The sequence below is a fragment of the Scytonema sp. PRP1 genome, assembly GCF_036697665.2.
Classification (GTDB): Bacteria; Cyanobacteriota; Cyanobacteriia; order Cyanobacteriales; family Nostocaceae; genus Kalymmatonema; species Kalymmatonema gypsitolerans.
This window is the reverse complement of record NZ_JBAHYJ020000068.1, coordinates 174,688-193,992: the sequence shown is the minus strand read 5'-3', so window position 1 is coordinate 193,992 and position 19,305 is coordinate 174,688. Positions and strand designations below refer to the sequence as shown.

Sequence of the window (19,305 nt, the reverse complement as noted above, 5' to 3'; positions counted from 1 at the left end):
AAAAGCTCTTACTGACTGGCCGCCACTAATTTAGGAAAAACTAGAAGACTAACGTAATTATGATATCATCACCAGTTACTCGTCTTTCTGCTATACACTTTAAAGATGACATTAAACAACTAACGAAATATTTTACTGGACGAGATTGGATATTCCACAAAATAGATGAATGGTTGAAAAATGAAAGCGATCGCTTTTTTCTCCTGACTGGGGAACCGGGGGTGGGCAAAAGCGCAATTGCTGCTAAACTGATCGGAGATCCTGAGAGCAAAAATCGTGAGAACGACATCATTAAAGCCTATCACTTCTGTCGAGCAGGGGACGTGGAAACCGTTAGACCGGGGCGTATATTTCGGTCTCTAGCGGCTCAGTTGGTAAAAAACCTACCATGCTACGGGCTAGCTTTAGCAAATACCATTAAGCCTGTTCACCTGGAAGTAAAGGCCGAGATTAACATTGAGCATCTGACCGGAAGTCAGCTTACAGCAGTCTATATCGAAAACCTGAAAGAAAGCGATCCGGATAACGAACTAGATATCCTCATTCGCGCACCCTTGGCAGAGTTAGAGAAGATGTATGCCCAACAGCAGCAAAAGCCACCTGATGCAGCAGTCATCTTGATTGACTCTCTGGATGAAGCCGTAACCACTACAGGGAATGAAAACCTGGTTAGGCTGTTGGCAAAATTGTCTAATTCCGACTTACCGACCTGGGTGCGTTTTATCATGACTTCCCGCCCAGAAAACCGGGTAATGCGAGAGTTTGAACCACTCAAGCCTTACAAGCTGGAGAAAATGTCGGAGGATAATCTAAAAGATATTCGGAAATATATTGAGAAGCGAGTAGAGAACACAAACTTCCAAGCAGTTTTGCAGAAGGCTAAGGTCAAAGACGAAATCCTCAGCAATGAAATTGTCGAGCTTTCGATGGGTATTTTCTTGTATACTAAGTTGCTGCTAGACGATATTGAAGTTGGAAATCAACCCTTAGATGACCTGTCTGCTTTACCCAAGAGCATTGATGAAATTTACCACAACTTCCTCAATCGTCTAGGTGACAAATGGCAAAACAAGTATCAGCCCATCCTAGGAAGGCTAACGGTAACACAGGAACCATTGACGGAAGAACAGTTGGTAAACTTTACAGGTATTAACCCCGAACAATTGCGGGAAGACTTGGGGGTGGTGCGCCAGTTCTTGTATAAGAACGAAGAAGGTAAACAGACTTACGCCATATTTCACCAATCCCTTCGGGATTATCTGCTAGATAAAGAACGCAACAACAATTTTTGGTGTGATGCACAAACGCAGCATAATAAAATTGTTGACTATTACAAAAAAGACTCTCAATCCTGGGAAGAGGTGGACTGGACAAAAGCAGATAAGTATGGGTTGTTGCACCTGCCAAAACACTTGGATGCTGCTGGAAGGGAAGAGGATCTCTACACGCTGCTAACTGGTTCGCCAAATTGGATGGAAAGCAAATTTAAGTTCTTCTCTAGGGATACAGAATATGTAAATGACTTGGAATCAGCAATCAATAAATTCACCGATCCATTAGAATCAAATCAACTGCTAACGCTGGTCAAGCTTTATACAGCGCGGCAAGTAGTACACCAGCGTTCAAGCAATTATGAAGATATCGATCTCAAAACTTTAGTATTGTTAGGACGTGAAACAGAAGCTCTTGCCTATGCTCGTCTTCGTAAGAATGTTAATAGCAGGTTTACAGCTTTAATGGCTATCTATAATGCACTGCAAGAAAAAAGCCAGTTCAGTTCTACTGTTTTAGATGCAAAAGATGTTTTTAATGAAGCTAGAGAAGTCGCAAAGCTACTTGATAAAGTTTCCCTAGAAGCAAAGACACTCTTAGATTTTGTAGATTTTGCAACAGCCTTACTGAAAGCTAGCAACTTCAGCGAAGCTGAAAAGCTAGCAGATGAAATAAAGAACACCTCTGTTAAAGTAAAGATATTACAAAAATTGGCTGTAGCTTTAGCTCAAGCAGGAAATTCTCCGAGAGCAATTGCTGTCTTTAAGAAAGTCAAAGAACTGATCGACACAATTGAGGAAGACTGGGCTAAGGCACAAGCACTAAGCGAATTGGCAGTAGCCTTATCAATAATTGGGGAAGCTCAAGAAGCGAGTAAATTCTTCTCCAAAGCCAAAGAAGTTACCAATGCAATAACGGACAATTTGCTTAAGACAGATAAGCTGATTAATTTAGCACTAGCTCTAGCTCAGGCTCAAGAAGTCAATGAAGCAAGTTTAATTTTCAATGAAGCTAAAGAACTCGCGCGCACAATAGAAACTTGGGAACAGATAAAGGTACTGCCGAAGTTGGCAACAGCCTATTCGCAAGTGGGGTTTGCTAACCAAGCAAAAGAAGTTTTCATTGAAGTTAAAAATCTTGTACATACCGAACAAAATTGGGCACTAGCAGATGACTTAGCGAATTTGGCAACGGCTTTAGTTCAAGCTCAAGATGTCACAGAAGCAACAAAGATTTTCCGCCAAGCAATAGAAGTAAAAAACGGCTTTGAAAAAGGTTGGGAACTAACAGAAAGACTAAGAAAGTTTGCACAAGCCTTAGTTCAGGCTGAATTTACAAATGAAGCGACAGAATTTTTCACTGATGCAAGAAAATCTGCAAGCACTATTCAACAGAGCGGGCAACGGAGCAAGGAGTTGCTGGACTTAGCAGGTGCTTTAGTTCGGGCGAGGTTGATCGAAGAAGGCCGTGCAGTCTTTGCTGAAGCAGAGGAGCTTGCACACACCACTGAGAAAGAGTCGCGGCGAGAAAAGGCACTGAGCAAATGGGCAGCAGTTCTAAATCAGGCTAGCTTTACCCAGGAAGCACTTACAATCTGCAATGACCACCAAAAAGTTAACCAAGCAGCACAAGAAATTGAACAATACTGGGAGGAAGCCTCGTCTTACTCTAGGAATGCTATAGAGGAATTACTTATGAAAAATTCGGAGCAGGAAGCAGGATTACAAGAATTGATACGGGAAGAATTCATGAGTATAAAAGCAATAAATTTGATTCAAAATGAATGCTTTACGGAGGCATTAAGTACTCTTGGACTAAAAGAAAGACCAAATCAATTTTTAGAAAACTTAGCAGTTTGGACACGAGCTTTTAAGGAATTTGACCAGAAGCTATTAGTAAATATTCTGCAAGAGACGACACGCATTTTTGGATGGACTTATCCATATTGGAATGATATCTATGCCAAATTTACTTACAGCAGGCATGACTTTCTTCCTCCTAAAAAAGTCGAACGCCTTGAAGCTTGTATTCAGGAAGCTATTACTATTCTTTCCTCCAATATTCCCAAAAGCGAACAGTTTGAAAAAATAGTCAAGAAATATATTCTTGATATCATCAGTGCCAAACTTAATATTGTTTGAGGAGGTGAGCGCGAAAATTGATAACTGTCATTACGTTAGCGTTAGTGTTGCGGAGCGCATATTAAGCGGAACGAAGTGTTCGCGTTAAGCCTAAACCGCATAGCTGCGCTTAAGCAGCAAGGTGCATCTCAGCGTTTCCCCAAAGAAATAGCAATCGCAAGAGTTTTGGCTAATTTAAATTCTGTTACATGGTTGGCTCAGATCTTGCACCTCTCCGTACAAACATAGGCAACATAAAAAGATGCCCGAAAAAGCTACCTTATTTTTATTGGGTTTTATCGCCAAATCAAGGGTCTCAGTTTAATACTGAGTAATGAATTAACATCAATTTTTATTGGTACAAGATGTGAGTTGGGTTGATTCATACATATCTACCTACTTATCGAGAATAGAGCATTTTTAGAAGATTAACGAAGTAAAAAGGAGTAACAACAATGAAAAAAATTACTTACACGCATTTACCTAGAGTAAATCAAGAGGCTAACAACAATCTAGTTACTAAGAAAATGGTTTTATCTAAGAAGTTCAAGATAAAGTCATTGAAGATTACTGCAAGTTGTTTCTTCTCATCAATCATAGCAATTTCAATCTTAGGTATAGCTAATAAGAGTGTTGCTGAAGTTAGAAACGAAAGGCAGTCATTTGTTGCTGTTATGAGACTCACTAAGAGTGGTGAGTTATTATTCATTCGTCGAGTACCAATGATAATGGAAACAGTTAAGTTACCTACTCAATATATTAATGAAAAGAACGAGGTTGATCCAGAAGTATTAATAGACAATATTGTTGGTCAAATCCAATACTCGGGCCGACCCAGTGACGACCCATTATTAGAAAAACATCTATATCCAACTACAATAGTTCGGCTTTCTGGTTGTCGAGAGGATGGTTGGTGTAGTTTAGAAAAAATTATTTATCATGAAGGCGAGCAATTGATTAGGGCGTCTTACGCAGCGAAGTTCAAAGAAAGTTATCCTGAACAATCAACGATGGTTTTAGAAGCATGGGTGCCTTCTAGTAATTTTTGTGACATAAAGCAAGGACCTCAACCTTTGCTAGATTGTTCGCGTGAAACAATAGATATGGTAAAGAAAGTTATATTAGAGAAAAGTGTATCACATAGATCACGTAATATAACAAATATAACAAATAAATAAGGCAATGCCAAACCAGTAGACCCTAGGTTCGGCAGTGCAGGGTACAGGGCAGAAATGATATTGGAGTTTTAAGTATTACCTTTCTGCATTGTCCCAAAAATGGTTTAAGTCCCCCACCAAAATCTTTCGCGTAGCGTACCGTTTAGCTTTTGCAGCGGCGAAAGCACAGAAAAAGTTTGTCTTCAATTGGATGGGGTCTTAGAGTCTGTTAGCGAAGGGTGGCGGAATACCATATCCTTAGCCTGCAACTAGGGTGAAGCGCTGATAAATGCCTCCTGACTCCAGCCTTCTTCAAGTAACCTAAGTTAATTGAGGTGTAACAATGGTAAGTAACAGAAATTTGAGTTATTTAAACAAAATAATGAAGTGCTTTTTAGTTAATTATACTAGAAAAAATCAGATGTTTTCGCTACTTTTGATTGTGACATTAACTGGAGTAATTTTTCTGGAAAATATCATGACAGAACTATTACCTCCAGTTCAAGCTCTATCTTTAATACGCCTCGAAAATGATGTGATAGGAATTCAAGTTGGAGATGATTTTGAGCCAAAAACAAGAATATTTAGAGGTAATATAGGAACAAGTTTTGTTATTACCTCCGGAAAAAAGGACGGTCTAAGCGACGCTTCTTACATAATTCTATTGAACGGAGAGAAGGTCGATCAAATAAAGCAAGCTCTAAATTCAAGGAGTAAGGAATTCAAAGTCCAGTCAGGAGAGAAATTATATACCATTGTGGATGAGAAAAGTAACAAAATAATAGATGAGTTCATTATCATAGGGACAGCTAACAATTGAAATCATTTCAACAAGAAGGGAACAGGGAACAGGGAGGAACTTTTACGGCAATGTCGTCATTAACTATTCGATGACGAATTTCAAGAAGAACTAGTAGCAATAGAAAAACGAATTGGAGAAGCTCGAAAACCATTTATCAATTCAATTAACTTAAGAAAACAGCGTTTCATTCCAGGAATGTTGAATACATCTAACCAAGGTAGCAGTAAACGGTAGAAGATATAAGATTGAATAATTAGTCTCAAGTTATTAAGAGAATTTTTCCATGTCATGTCAGCTTCCCACTCCCGATGTTGAAGAAATTGAGTAGTTGATGCATTGATTAATGAAGAGAACTCAGGGCTAGGATTTAGAAGATTTTCGGCTACCAACGTCTCAGCAACGAAATTGGAAATAAGTCGCCTGAATGCTTACTAAAAGATAAGCACTAAAAATTATCTCCCACCAGCGCTCAATGCTTTCATAGTCTGTCAGGCGTTCGCGTAGCGTGTCCGTGCCTCTTGCTCCCTTCGGGAGAGCTTCGCTAACGGCTCCGCCGTGCCGCAGGCTCAGGAGATAAATCAGCCCAGTTGAGTTCATTCTTGACTTGTTTAAAGGCATATTCAAGGAGCGTTTCTCAAACTATAAAGTTGAACAACGTTAACTTGAAGGTTAACAGATAAATTAGTCATAACGTACCAGCTTTCATCTCCTGTAGGATCAGGAACAAAACAGGGATAAGTAATTAACCAAATTTATAATCGAAAAGGAGCTAATCATGGTTAAAAATCGCCAGTATGTAAATTTCAATCTCGAATTGCGAGATTATGATGAGTCCAATCAAACATTCAAAATATCTGTTCCCTTCTCAGAAGTAGGTGAAACTCGCAAAGCCGTGACAGTTTCCTATCCATCTAAAGAAATAGAACCTATTTCTGCATCAGACGCGGAGAAAACCCGCGAAGCAGTTTTAATTGAAGGAGTAGAAAAGCAATTTAGAAAACTAGAACGTAAACGTTTATCACCTCAAGAATTAATTGAATTGGGGAAACAGCTAACAATTCGATTGTTTCCACCAGGAGAAATTAGTAACTTATTCCAAAAGGCAGTTGAAAGAGCAGGTTCAGAAGGTGGCGTTCGCCTTCGTTTAGTGATTAAAGATTTAAAACTTGCTCAAATACCTTGGGAGTTTTGCTATCTTCCCCAAGAAAATGAAGAAGATAGTTATGACAACTTCCTGGTGTTGAACCCAAAATACTCAATGGTACGATATGAATCAACTGCTACCTCTACGCATCCAATTAAGAAAGATAATCAAGAATCATTACGCCTACTTGCAGTGACAGCAAACCCTTGGAAAGACCTTGATTTGGATGTTGAGCAGGAAGCTATAGAAAAGGCGCTAGATGGATTTAGTGTAGACGGAGTTACTCTAAATTGGGAGCTTTTCATCAAAAATCCAACATTTGAGGAGTTAACTTCGGCACTAGATAAAAAACCAGACCTTTTCCACTTTGCAGGTCATGGCGCATTTACAGAGGAAGACAATAACTCAAATACTGAAGAGTTCAAGGGTATGGGACATCTTGTCTTGCTCAACAAAGAAAAGCAGCCAGAATTATTACCAGCGAACCACTTGGCAAAACAATTACAAATGGCTGGTGTTAAAGTTGCTCTTTTGGGAGCATGTGAATCAGGTCGCCGTGATGGAGTTTCTCCTTGGACTGGGATAGCACCAGCTTTAATGAAAGAGGGTATACCAGCAGTGGTAGCAATGCAGTATAAAGTGCGAGATGATGATGCAATTGTCTTCAGCAAGCGATTTTACACTGCACTTGCATCTGGGCTGTCTATTGACGAAGCAGTATCTCTAGGACGGCTAGAAATGTACCGTCAGTCAAAGGAACGATTTGAATGGGGTATACCTGTTCTATATATGCGTTCTCCTGATGGAATAATTTTCCCTGAACTAACGCAAAGAGAATCAAAGACAGCTGATGAGCTACGTATTAAAGGTGAAGCACGAGTTAACGAACTCAAAGATAGTACATTCAATGTTGTAGAGATTGAGAAAGTAGTTAAAGCAAATCAAATTCAAGGTAATTACGAAGGCGAGAAGGTAGAAAATAGTAACGTTAAAGTTGTTTTCATAAAAGAAGCTTAATGGGTATTTCTCGTTGATTTGTTTGTGTACCTTATCCAATTGCAAACCGCTATATAGATTTGAGACTAGCATTCTCATAACGGAATATCAAGTTGCACATCGCGTAAATTTCTATATAGCAATCCTATTTGATTTGCAAACACCGAGAGGATCAGATCCCCGACTTCTTAAAGAAGTCGGGGATCTTTTTGTTCGTAACTCATTTAGGATTGCTATATAAATTTCTATGCAAATTCTACCATATAGAGAAATTTTCCGGAACTTCACCGGAACTTTACTGTATCGATAATTAATGGCGATCGCTCTAAATTGAATATAGGAAACCAGCAAAACTCTTCTGGTTATCAGAAAACTTAAATAATAACTGCGTCAGAAAAAACAGTCTGAGAAAGGAGCTCAAGGACTGTGACAAATACAAAAACCCAAGAAACTATAGATGAACTGGATGCTTTGACGGATGTTGAAGACCACTTGCAGTTTGCTGCAAACATAATCGAGCGAGAAGAGATTTATACTGCGTTAAAAAGCGAAATTGATTTTCAAATTAACCAAATTCAAAAGCGACGTGGTGATCCCAATCTCTACTTAGCAGTTATTGGGGAATTTTCTAGTGGTAAGAGTACTTTTATCAATGCACTACTGCGAGATGATTTGCTCAAAACCTCAGTCTTGCCAACCACAGCTGCTGCTACTAAACTGCGCTACGGTAGTTGCCTACAAGTCGAAGTACAGCTTGGCGGAATTCGCCCAGGAATTGTAAAAACCCGTGTAGATAGCCAACAAATCACTGTCCCATGGTTACCTGGAGTTGATGGTATTGATAATCGAGAGTTCATTCACGTTCTTACTGCCAAAGATGAAGTTGCTAAAGATGTGAAACAACTCACTATTACCCACCCTGCTCCTTTTCTTGCCAATAGTATTGTGATTATTGACACGCCTGGAACTAATGCCACAAGTGCCTTACATGGAGAAGTTACCAGAAAAGTCATAGCGAACGAGGCTGATGTAGCAATTATTATTATTCCGGCAACCATACCTTTATCCCAGAGTCTAGCCAGTTTTCTGGGGGATGCTTTGCGCCTATTTCTGCATCGTTGTGTATTTGTCGTCACGCGTATGGATCAGATTAGGCAGAGGGAACAAAGTGATATGTTGAATAATTTGCGATCGCGTCTTGTAGAACAGCTTAGCATTGAACCACCGATTTTGTATAGTTGTTCCGCGCAAGTCGTGATGGATGACATCACTGGTGCAGAACCAATACCACCAGAGTTACTTGTGTGGAAAGAGAGATTTGAACAGCTAGAAAAGTTATTAATTAACCGCTTGTGTCGAGAGCGGTTACTCGCCATATCAGAAAATGTTTTGCGTCTTTTGACACGATTATTTGAGCAGCTAGAGGGAAGTTTGCGATCGCACTGGGAAAATTATCAGCACCGTCAAGAAGCAATTGAACGAGAAATCATCCCGGATCTTGCCTTATTTACTGCTGAACAGCAGCTGTTGTGTCAGCGAATGCTTGACGATGCTATCTCAACAACGATAGCAAAGAGTGGTCAGTGTGTGGAAAAATATCGAGACAAAACTATATCAAAAATATACAACGCCATCTTCAATGCTGAAGATTTACAGGCGCTAGAGAATGTTGTCAAAAATGAGGCAGAATCCATCCTGAAAACAGCTCAGGATGAATTACAACAGGAACTGCAAAACAAAATTAAGAAGATCTCACAAGCAGCAATAGCAGCCAGTCGCGAATTTGATAGCAAATTTGTTGAGGTGTATAGTCGGCTACAGACACTTGGAGGAGGGTTTGAAATTCAGAAGACTATGCATGATGGTGTCCAACTCAACACATCTGATGTATTTACTTCTATGCAATCACTTCAGGAACAGATGGACACTAAAGATGGTTTTGTTGCGGTTGGAGGAATAGCTACTGGAATTGCAATCGGCACTGCTATCTTACCAGTTGTGGGTACAGTCATAGGTGGTTTAGTCGGTTTCATTGTATCCGGTGGGATTATGGGTGCTTCCTTAGAGAAACGCAAGCAGCAATTGTGGGACAAACTGGGCCCTTCACTGGATTCTCACTTTAACAGTGTGAAGGGCAAAACTCAAGATGAAATACAAACCTACGCACGCAGCGTCAGTAATTTCCTCAAACAGCATATTAACCAATACATGGCTCAATACAAGGCAACTGTTGAGGGGATATCGCAAGTACAAGAAACAGAATTGCAGCGTTTGATTAACTTACAGACAACCATGCAAGCAGATCTCCAAGAAATAGACAGACGACGGAAATCTTTATCTGCAAAGCAGCAAAGGCTAGCAGCAATTGAAGGTAAGTAAAGATGTCGAGGATTTTCTCAAAGCGCAAAGTGTTTTTGACAACCGATTAGTAGTTGTCGATTTCCTCACTCAGAAAGTGATTGTTTAATAGGAGAATTTTATATGACGATTGATCAACATCCTATGGATCTCAGTCAGTATCTTGACTCTTGGCTGCACCAAAATTCGCTACTGGCAGAATCTTGTTCTGTTGCAGAGATAGTTTTCCAACTGCAAACCATCACAGAACGCCTGCGTTTTCCTGGTTTTCGACTAGCTGTTGTTGGTGAATTTAGTCGTGGTAAAAGTACTTTGCTCAATCGACTTTTGGAACAGGAGCTACTCCCAACGGGAGCATTGCCAACTACAGCAACTCTAACTACTATTACTCCTGGTACAGAAGACAGTATGGTAGTTAGTTTTGACAGTAGCTCAGAAGTACGTCGCGCTTTAGACGCTTCTGCTTGGGACGACTTGGTAGTGACTGACTCAGAGGGCAAAGAGCAGGAAGTATTAGCCAAAGTCCAACTCACCGTAGTTCATCCTTGGCTAGAAGCACTGGATGCTGAATTAATAGATACGCCAGGAATTGGAGAACTCAATACAACTCGTGCGGCTATTGTCTTTGATTTACTGAGTCAGTGCGATGCCACAGTACTGCTAGTTAGCGCCACGCTGCCCTTTAGTATGACGGAAGCTGCCTTTCTTGAACAAGAAGTGATTGGTAAGCACATTCCCCGGATTATAGTCATTGTATCTAAGTTGGATACCATTCAACACGAACAACGAGAAGAAGTAATAGCTGTCACTAGAGAACGGATAGCCCAAATTTCGGCAGATATACCAGTTTTGCCATCTTATCCAGTTGATAAAGATACGAACGAGACCGAAGCAATAGAGGCAGTGCGATCGCAGATTACTGCAATGGTGAAAGGTGGTAATCACAAAGCATGGCGCAGCCAGCAAGTAGCTAGACAACTGATTGATATATTGACTCAGTTGATTGATATAGGTTCTGTGGCGATCGCATCTGCCAAAATGAGCGCTGCTGAACACGAACAGGCACTAAAAAAGGCAAAAGCAGCAATGCGAACTGCTGAACTTCAATGGGAACAAATTCGCTTAGAGTTGGATCGGCGACGTATACAGCACGGACAAACATTAAAGGAAAATCTTTTCAGTAGTAAAAGCACACTTATAGGAGTGCTGAACCAAGAATTGAGTGAGACAGATAATCCCAAAAGTTGGTGGGAGCGTGAGTTACCTTTGCGGCTGCGGCGGGAGTTATTTTCTTTGGGGCAGAAAGCCGAAGAATTCTTGCTTAAGGGAGTTTCTGATGATTTTGACTGGCTAACCGCAGAGGTATCTCGCACCTTTTCTACTCAAATGACTCAGCCATCAAGTCAAAAACAGGAAACTCTAGAGATAAAGTCTAACTTGCCACAGCTGGAAATGTCTCCTCTTCAGCGATATCGCTGGATAAGCAGAATTGGCGGTGGTGTTGCCGTAATTGGTAGCTATCTTACAGGAGGTGCAGCAGTGATGGCGATCGCTGTCAGTCTGGGTGCAGCCATTCTCAGCGAACAATTCCTCACTGACAAATTAGAAGAACAGCGCCAACAAGTGCAGAAGAAATTGGAACTTTCTATAGACAAGGCATTTAACGAATACTGCGATCACATCTTTGAGCGACTACGCAAGATATACCAGCAAATAGCAGAAGATATCCAACGCCAACAAGTTACCTGCCAATCTGCCAAAACGGCTGCGATTGAAGTAAGTCATCCAGACTCAGATGAACAACCTTGGCAACAAATGCTTGACAAAGCTGAGGCTTTGAAACAACAAATCATCGCAGCAATAGAAATATTCAACTATTAATCCCTGCGTTCATCTGTTTTAAATTCTAAAATTTTTGGAGGTTTATATGGTTCAGACTACTACCCATGCACAATTTGACTTATTCCAACAACGGCGGAGAACTTTAGTTGCTCTCATTCAACGCCAGCTAGAAGTATTAGATTCTTTGGATATGAAGGGTCCGCAAGAAACTCTGCATAAATTGAAGACTCGTGTTCAGGCAGACAGTTTTAAAGTACTTGTGTTAGGAGAATTCAAGCGCGGTAAAAGCACCTTTATTAATGCCATGCTAGGCGCTGAAGTTTTGCCTGCTTATGCAAAACCTTGTACCGCCATTATTAATGAAGTCAAATGGGGAGAGCCCAAACGTGCTTTACTGCATTACACTAACTCTACAGATAATGGAGCAAAGCCAGCCAAGGAAATTCCCGTTGAAAAAATAGAAGAGTATGTCGTAATTAAAGATAATGTAGGTGAAATCAAAGAAAACCCTTACGAAAAGTTAGAGCTATTCTGGCCTTTAGAGATTTGTAAAGACGGGGTGGAGATTATTGATTCTCCTGGACTGAATGAGCATGAGATTCGCCAGAAAGTCACAATGGATTACTTATCCACTGTGGATGCTATTCTGTTTGTTCTCTCTTGTGAAGTTCTCTGTTCTCAAAGTGAACTGAATTTCATAGATAATAATTTGATTAGCATGGGACATGAAGATATTTTCTTCATTTGCAATCGAATTAACCAAATTAGAGACAAAGAAAGAGAAAGTATTAAAGAGCACGCTTTTTCCAAGTTAGCTTCTCTTACCAAACGTGGTAAAGAAAGTATATTTTTTATTGATGCTCTTGGTGCGCTGGAAGGTCGTCTAGAACCAAATAAACCAGACGAACAACAGCGATTGAATCAATCTGGTGTACCTGAACTGGAAGTAGAGTTAGCAACATTTCTCACTACTCAAAAAGGACGACTCAAAATTCTCCAACCTGCTAAAGAAGTCAAAGGTGCAATTCGTGAGGCAAGGCGAATAATTCCTGAGCGAGAAACACTACTACGAACTGATTTAAAAACTATAGAAGAACGATATGAAGCTGCTCAAGAACCATTGAGGTTACTAGAATTAGAACGTCATCAAATAGTTACCCGTGTATCTAATTTTATTGCTGATACCAAGCCATCTGTACATCAAAAAGCACAGCAATTCTATCAAGAATTATCTGAGACAAAAATTACACAATGGATGGCAGAATATCAAATTCAAGAGCCAGTTAAATTTTTGAAGTTAGAATGGGTGACTACACAGATAGAAAAAGTGGTTGAAGAAGTTAAAAACTATCTTGCTCAAAGGATAGAGACAGAATTTGCTACATGGCAATCCTCAGAACTACAACCATTTTTGAATGACCGATTACAAAGCCTCATGCTTGAATTAGACCAAAGAGCAGAAGCATTTGTTAAGAATGTAGAAGATTTACGCGTTGATTTAATTGCTGGTACTTCTGCTTCCCAAGGTACAATTATATATCAAGAAGCAAAAGTGTCTTTACTTGAACGTGTTCTTGCTACAGCTGGAGGTTTTTTGTTTGGAGATGCTGTTTCAGGTGTAATTGGAGCAGTTTTTGGTTATCAAGAAATGCTGAAAAGTTTAATTCCACAAATAGGTATAATGGTTGCAACTTATGCCTTTGCTGGTCTGAATCCGTTTATTCTGATTCCAGCTATTGTTATTGGCGGTCTCGTCCAGGGTGCTTGGAAAGTTCAGTCAACTAATGACAAAATTAAGGCAGCAGTCACTGAGAAATTTATCAACCAAATTCGTACAGACAGTTACCAAATATCTGACGGCATCAGCAATTCTGTTGTTCAGCAAATAGGCAAAATTAAGGATGCTGTTGACCAAGAACTTGGTCAGGAAATTCAAAATATTCGAGATCAGGTAGATTCTATTTTGGAAGAAAAGCAAAAAGGGCAGGAGAATGTCGAACAGAAACTGCATGAGTTGGTATCTATTCGCAAAAATTTAGATGCAATTGACAGTGAATTAGATGAACTAATTGCACAAGTAGCGACTATGTAAATTATTCTTCCCTTTCTTCAGTAAAGTCGGAACTTTCGTTAGCTGGGGGACTTAATACTATGGGCGCGGTGACAAAGAATTGAAAGCTAACTTAGGTAAAGGTTTTAAGTTACTGGACTTGGCACTTTGCGATCGCTACCCTAATACTCCCCCAGTTTTGAATAATTTTTCCGACTAGTGTAGTGCTTACTGTTGGTGACTGTTATAGGTATACTTTATGAATGAAAATCGTCGTCAAGCTTATCTGAATCTGATTGAATTACTGCTAAACCGTCCTAGTGGTGAAGAACTAGCAATTTTGAGAGCCAACCAAAACTTGATAGATGCTGGGTTAGTACAAACAATGCTAGATTATGGAACAAATCTGGCAATAAGAAACAACATAGGTGCTTCCGAACGCCTAATTAATATTGTCGTTAATCTGTTAATTGCTCTTAGAAATGCTGACTCTGCAAGTCAGGAGTTTTCTAAGGCAATGGAATACTACGAGCAGGTTAAAGTTATCTGTCAGGAAAGAAGCTATCAGCAGATGGAAGCGATGCTTCTATACTATATACGTTTCTTTTACCGTTACACAAATGACTATACTAAGCCAATAGAGTCAAGCAAGCAGCTTTTGATCATCGCGCAAAACCGTAAGGAACGCTTTTTGGAAGCTGAAGCTCTGTTACATCTGGGAATTGATTATCAAAGTTTACGCGATTTAGACAAAGCAAGAAATCACTACGAACAGAGTTTGGCGATCGCTGAACAGATAGATGGCAAAGCTGGCAAGGAATTACTTGTAGATATTCTCAATGCTTTAGGAAGCTCTTATAATCATCCCTATGACTGGGGCTTAGGCACAGCTATAGATATCTGCACAAGGAGTTCGGGAATCGCTCTTGAGATAGGCTATCGTCACGGAGAGGCAGTTGCTCTAACCTGTATAGGAAAAGCTCATTATTGGGCTCCGGGACAGTCGAGGAATTTTCCTGAGGCAATAAAGTGCTACGAGCGAGCTAAAGTCATCTTCCAAGAAACAGGCGACCTCGAAAAAGAGGTGGATGCTCTGTATCATTTGCAAGATTCCTACAATTACACGAGCAATTATGCCAAGGCGATAGAGTGCAACAATAAACTTTTGACCATTGCCAGAAATTTAAACAATCGCCTTTTAGAGGCTCACGCTCTATTTGGTCTAGGAAGAAGTTACAATGCCTTGGGTCAGAGGGAGAAAGAGAAAGCGAAAAATTACTACCAGCAGAGTTTGGTGATCGCCGATTTGATAGGTAATCAAGCTGCTCACTGGTTGCAGATACACAATTTGCAAGGTTTGGGAGGCTATTACAGAGCCAATGGGGACTTAACTGCTGCGGAAAGACGTTACCAAGAAAGCCTAAAAATTGCCGAGAATATAAGTGAAGAGCAAGGTCAAGCCAATGCCTTACAAGCTTTAGCTGATATTTACTATTACCAAGGAAATTTAAAGCAGGCGTGGGAGTACAACGAAAGGAGTTTGACGCTTAAGGAGAAACTGGGGGATCAGATTGGTAGAGGAAATTCTATTCGCTTTCGGGGAAGTATTCGTCTTTTAGCCGGCGAATATACCAAAGCACTAGAGTTCTTCGAGCAGAGTTTACAAGTTATGGAGGAGATCCAAGAACTTTCTGGAAAAGCAAGTAGTCTAACAGACATAGGACTTACTTATTTATACTTAAATCAAATTGAAGAAGCAGAAAGTAAACTACGCCAGGGAATTGAGCTTTGGGAGTCTGTACGAAGAAGCTTGGGCGATCATGATAACTTTAGGGTATCAATTTTTGAACAGCAAGCCAGAACTTACAATTTACTGTTAGATGTCCTGATTGACCAAGAAAAACCCTTACCTGCCTTGGAAATTGCTGAACGCAGTCGAGCTAGGGCGCTTGTAGATTTATTGAGCAAGAAGTTAAACGGGCGCTTAGCTGAAACTGAAACAACTGCTACTTCTCCGACTATTCAGAAAATTCGACAAATAGCCCAAGAGAAAAATTCCATACTAGTTGAATATACAATTATTAAGCGTGGAAACCAAAGATTGAAAAGTATTCTTATTTGGGTTATCGAACCTACTGGTAAGATTACATTCCGCCGCAGCGATTTAGAATCCTTGTTGCTGCAACAAGATATTTCACTTGCACAACTTATTATCAACAGTCGCAAGTCTATCGGTGTCAGAGGTCGTGCTAGCTTAGACATCGTCTATGATGCACCAGAACCAGACGAAACACAACGCCTTCAACAACTCCACAGCCTATTAATCAAACCCATTGCCGACCTTCTACCTTCTGACCCCAACACCCACGTTATCTTCATTCCGCACCAAGAACTGTTCTTAGTTCCCTTTGCTGCACTACAAGATGCAGACGGCAGATACTTGGTTGAAAAACACACAATTCTAACTGCGCCTTCGATTCAAGTGCTGGAGTTAACTCAAAAGAAACTAGAACAAATCGAGAGTCGGAAGTTGCCAGGAGAGCAATCCTTCAATATATTGATTGTTGGCAATCCTGTAATGCCCACCGTTTCTTTAGATGTCGGACAACCAGCCAAACAATTGTCGAGCCTGCCTGGAGCCCAAGAAGAAGCATTGGCAATTAGCAAAGTACTTAATGTTGATGCATTGATTGGCGCTCAAGCTATTGAGTCAACTATTAAATCCAAATTACTTCAGGCAGACATCATCCATTTAGCAACTCATGGATTGCTCGATTACCGACAACTCCAAGATCAATCAGGGCAAAGCTTACCTGGAGCCTTAGCCTTAGCATCGGATGGCAAAGAAGACGGATTGTTAACTGCGGATGAAATTTTTGACTTAGAAATTAATGCTTCTTTAGTTGTTCTCAGTGCTTGCGATACAGGTCGAGGAGAAATTACCAGCGATGGCATTGTTGGTTTATCCCGTTCCTTCATTAGTGCTGGAACCCCTAGCATTATTGTCTCTCTGTGGGCAATTCCTGATGCTCCCACTGCTGATTTAATGACAGAGTTCTATAACCAACTTAAGCTCAATCCTAATAAAGCCCAAGCGCTACGCCAAGCAATGCTCAAAACAAGGGAATTCCATCCTCATCCAAAAGATTGGGCAGCATTTACCTTAATTGGAGAAACCCAAGGTACCTTTTTAAACTAATTAACAGGAAAAAATTATGACACAAAGTTCTAATCCCTTACAATCTAACAGTTTCCCCCTTGCTACCCCAGGCTTAAACCAGCAAGACTTTCTCGAACAGGCAAATCTCTATGGTCAACTGCTGAGTCAGAATATCTCTCGCAAACTGGCTTTATTAATTGGTATTAATGACTATACTTTTGCTGGTATCCGTTCGTTGCATGGTTGTCTCACCGATCTCGAAATGCAACGAGAGCTTCTCATCCACCGCTTTGGCTTCAATCCTCAAGACATTCGGGAAGTCAAAGATCGAGAAGCTACTCGTAAGGGTATACTCGCTGCCTTCGAGGAACATCTCATCCAACAAGCTAAACCAGGGGATGTGGTAGTTTTTCACTTCTCCGGTCACGGTTCGCGGGTGATTGACCCCAACCCCATTGATAATCGTCGGTTTAACAGTACATTAGTACCATATGATAGCGCTACTGAAACCGATAATATAGTGCGAGATATTATGGGACGGACACTATTTTTACTAATGTCTGCTATCCGCACTGAGTACCTGACAGTCATTTTGGATTCCTGTCACTCTGGAGGAGGTACCAGAGGCAATTTAGTCATTCGCTCTGCTCGTTCGGCTCGCGGTGAAAACTTAAGCGCCACTCCAGAAGAATTTGAGTATCAGCAACGGTGGCTTACAGAATTCGGTCTTTCCCCAGAAGAGTTTCAGCGACGACGAAAGCAGGGTATTGCCAAGGGGGTAGCACTGAGTGCTGCCAAAGACGATCAATTAGCCACAGATGCTCCCTTTGGGGATTTTAGTGCAGGTGCCTTCAGTTATCTGCTCACTCGCTATCTGTGGCAACAAACTAGCAATGACGCTGTTGGTAAAGTCTTTATTAATTTAGCACTGCGTACTCACGATGTTGCTCAATCATCAAATATTCTTCAAGACCCAAACTTGGAAGTTAAGCCAGAAAGTAACAATGAGAAACAACTCCTTTACTTTAGCAAGCAGGTTACTCTTGGTGCAGAGGGAGTTATCCGGAATGTGCAGGATAACCAGATAGAATTTTGGTTGGGTGGAGTGGCTTCTCAAACTCTAGAAAGTTTTCAACCTGGGTCGATTTTTAGCCTAATTGATAACCAAAGTCAGGAAATTGGACTCATCGAACAACAATCTCGCGTGGGATTGGTTGGGTACGGCAAAGTCGTCCAAGACACCCCTGTTGATGTTGTTCAGCCAGGAGTCTTATTGCGGGAAAGGGTGCGCGGAATTCCTACTAACTTGACTTTGAAGGTAGGGTTAGACTCATCTCTAGATGCAGAAAAAGCCCAAGCACAAACAGCAATCCAAACAGTGAGACGCATAGAAGTCGTGCCAGTGACACAACAGGATGTAGTACATTACTTGTTGGGGCGTGTCACAGAAGACGATGTGCGTCACCTCCAACAACAGCGCATTCCCAATCTGCCACCTGTGGGTGCTATCAGCTTGTTTACCGCAGGGCGAGAACTCGTCCCCAATTCTTTCGGTCGTGCCGGAGAATCAGTAGAAGAGGCTGTACAGCAGCGACTGCGAACACGCCTCAAGTCTTTGTTGGCAGAGCGCATTTTGCAGATGCTGGTTACAGGTGAATCGTCTTCGTCGCTAAATGTCACCACCACAATTCAACCCGTGGATAGTACGGCAACTGCCAACATTGTTTCTAGTCGGGGTAATCAAGAATTCCAAAGCAGGCAATTTATCCAGACTGTACAGTTCCAAGCAGGCACAAACATTCAGGTTCAGGTAGAAAATCATGAAAACCGCAATCTTTACATCAGCGTTGTATTAATAGACTCAAGTGGAGACCTGATTGTCTTGTTTCCCCGCGACTGGGATGCCCCAGAAGATGCGGCTTTGGTTCCTTCCGGAGAAAGGATTACTGTTCCAAAACCAGGAGACAATTTTAAATTCCGCCTGCGTGGACCTTCTGGCATCTTGGAAGTGTTGGTACTGGCGAGTGTTAAGCCAGTCCGTAATGCTTTAAGAGGGTTACAGAATATTGCCCGAAGCCGCAATGTTGGTAGAGGTGTTCCTTTGGAACTTTCTGAAGATGAACCAGTAGAAGTGATGGAGAATTTACTCGGCGACCTTGATGAAATGGCTCGCGCTAGTCTTGACATAATTTCAAAAGAGGTGCAAGCAGTAGATACGACTCAGCTAGCAGCGAGATCAACTATGATTGAAGTGGTTGAATAGGAGAAAATATTCATATCTCGCGTCAGTTCAAAGTGCATATTGTCTCGCCCAACCCAGAAATTCAGTAAATTTCTTGTCGATGAGCTAGACAGCCGTGATGTTTTGCTCCAGTTTCAAAAACCGGGAATATGAGCGATTTGT

Annotated in this window: 11 protein-coding genes; 9 read left to right on the top strand and 2 right to left on the bottom strand. The window is 41.0% G+C overall.

The window, feature by feature from the left end:
* Positions 1-59: 59 nt before the first annotated feature.
* The 3 genes from V5G28_RS14865 (at position 60) to V5G28_RS14855 (ending at position 5,369) form a co-directional block, all read left to right on the top strand.
* The gene (locus V5G28_RS14865; RefSeq protein WP_336230810.1) at positions 60-3,413 is read left to right on the top strand and encodes a hypothetical protein; all 3,354 of its coding nucleotides are present in this window, start codon (positions 60-62) and stop codon (positions 3,411-3,413) included.
* A 434-nt stretch (positions 3,414-3,847) separates the two neighbouring features.
* Positions 3,848-4,570 (top strand): hypothetical protein, encoded by a 723-nt coding sequence (locus V5G28_RS14860; protein WP_336230809.1) that lies wholly within the window; start codon positions 3,848-3,850, stop codon positions 4,568-4,570.
* A gap of 322 nt (positions 4,571-4,892) precedes the next feature.
* Complete coding sequence (locus V5G28_RS14855; protein ID WP_336230808.1) at positions 4,893-5,369, top strand: hypothetical protein; 477 nt, start codon at positions 4,893-4,895, stop codon at positions 5,367-5,369.
* A gap of 80 nt (positions 5,370-5,449) precedes the next feature.
* On the opposite strand, the gene V5G28_RS14850 is transcribed toward V5G28_RS14855, so the two are convergent.
* Both V5G28_RS14850 and V5G28_RS14845 read right to left on the bottom strand, forming a co-directional pair.
* Positions 5,450-5,641 carry a hypothetical protein gene (locus V5G28_RS14850; protein WP_336230807.1) on the bottom strand — a complete coding sequence of 64 codons (192 nt, stop codon included), beginning with the start codon at positions 5,639-5,641 and terminating at the stop codon, positions 5,450-5,452.
* Between the two features lie 103 nt (positions 5,642-5,744).
* Positions 5,745-5,948: a hypothetical protein gene (locus V5G28_RS14845; RefSeq protein WP_336230806.1), complete on the bottom strand. Its 204-nt coding sequence runs from the start codon at positions 5,946-5,948 to the stop codon at positions 5,745-5,747.
* 178 nt (positions 5,949-6,126) lie between these two features.
* Between V5G28_RS14845 and V5G28_RS14840 the strand changes: the two genes are divergently transcribed.
* From V5G28_RS14840 to V5G28_RS14815, 6 genes are all read left to right on the top strand, one after another.
* Positions 6,127-7,512 carry a CHAT domain-containing protein gene (locus V5G28_RS14840; protein ID WP_336230805.1) on the top strand — a complete coding sequence of 462 codons (1,386 nt, stop codon included), beginning with the start codon at positions 6,127-6,129 and terminating at the stop codon, positions 7,510-7,512.
* A 405-nt stretch (positions 7,513-7,917) separates the two neighbouring features.
* On the top strand, positions 7,918-9,870 hold the full coding sequence (locus tag V5G28_RS14835) for a dynamin family protein (protein ID WP_336230804.1): 1,953 nt from the start codon (positions 7,918-7,920) through the stop codon (positions 9,868-9,870).
* Positions 9,871-9,972: 102 nt separating this feature from the next.
* Complete coding sequence (locus tag V5G28_RS14830; protein WP_336230802.1) at positions 9,973-11,730, top strand: dynamin family protein; 1,758 nt, start codon at positions 9,973-9,975, stop codon at positions 11,728-11,730.
* A gap of 46 nt (positions 11,731-11,776) precedes the next feature.
* Positions 11,777-13,783, top strand: a complete 2,007-nt coding sequence (locus V5G28_RS14825; protein WP_336230801.1) for a dynamin family protein — start codon at positions 11,777-11,779, stop codon at positions 13,781-13,783.
* Between the two features lie 217 nt (positions 13,784-14,000).
* Positions 14,001-16,940 (top strand): CHAT domain-containing protein, encoded by a 2,940-nt coding sequence (locus V5G28_RS14820; protein ID WP_336230799.1) that lies wholly within the window; start codon positions 14,001-14,003, stop codon positions 16,938-16,940.
* A 16-nt stretch (positions 16,941-16,956) separates the two neighbouring features.
* On the top strand, positions 16,957-19,164 hold the full coding sequence (locus tag V5G28_RS14815; protein WP_336230798.1) for a caspase family protein: 2,208 nt from the start codon (positions 16,957-16,959) through the stop codon (positions 19,162-19,164).
* Positions 19,165-19,305 lie beyond the last annotated feature (141 nt).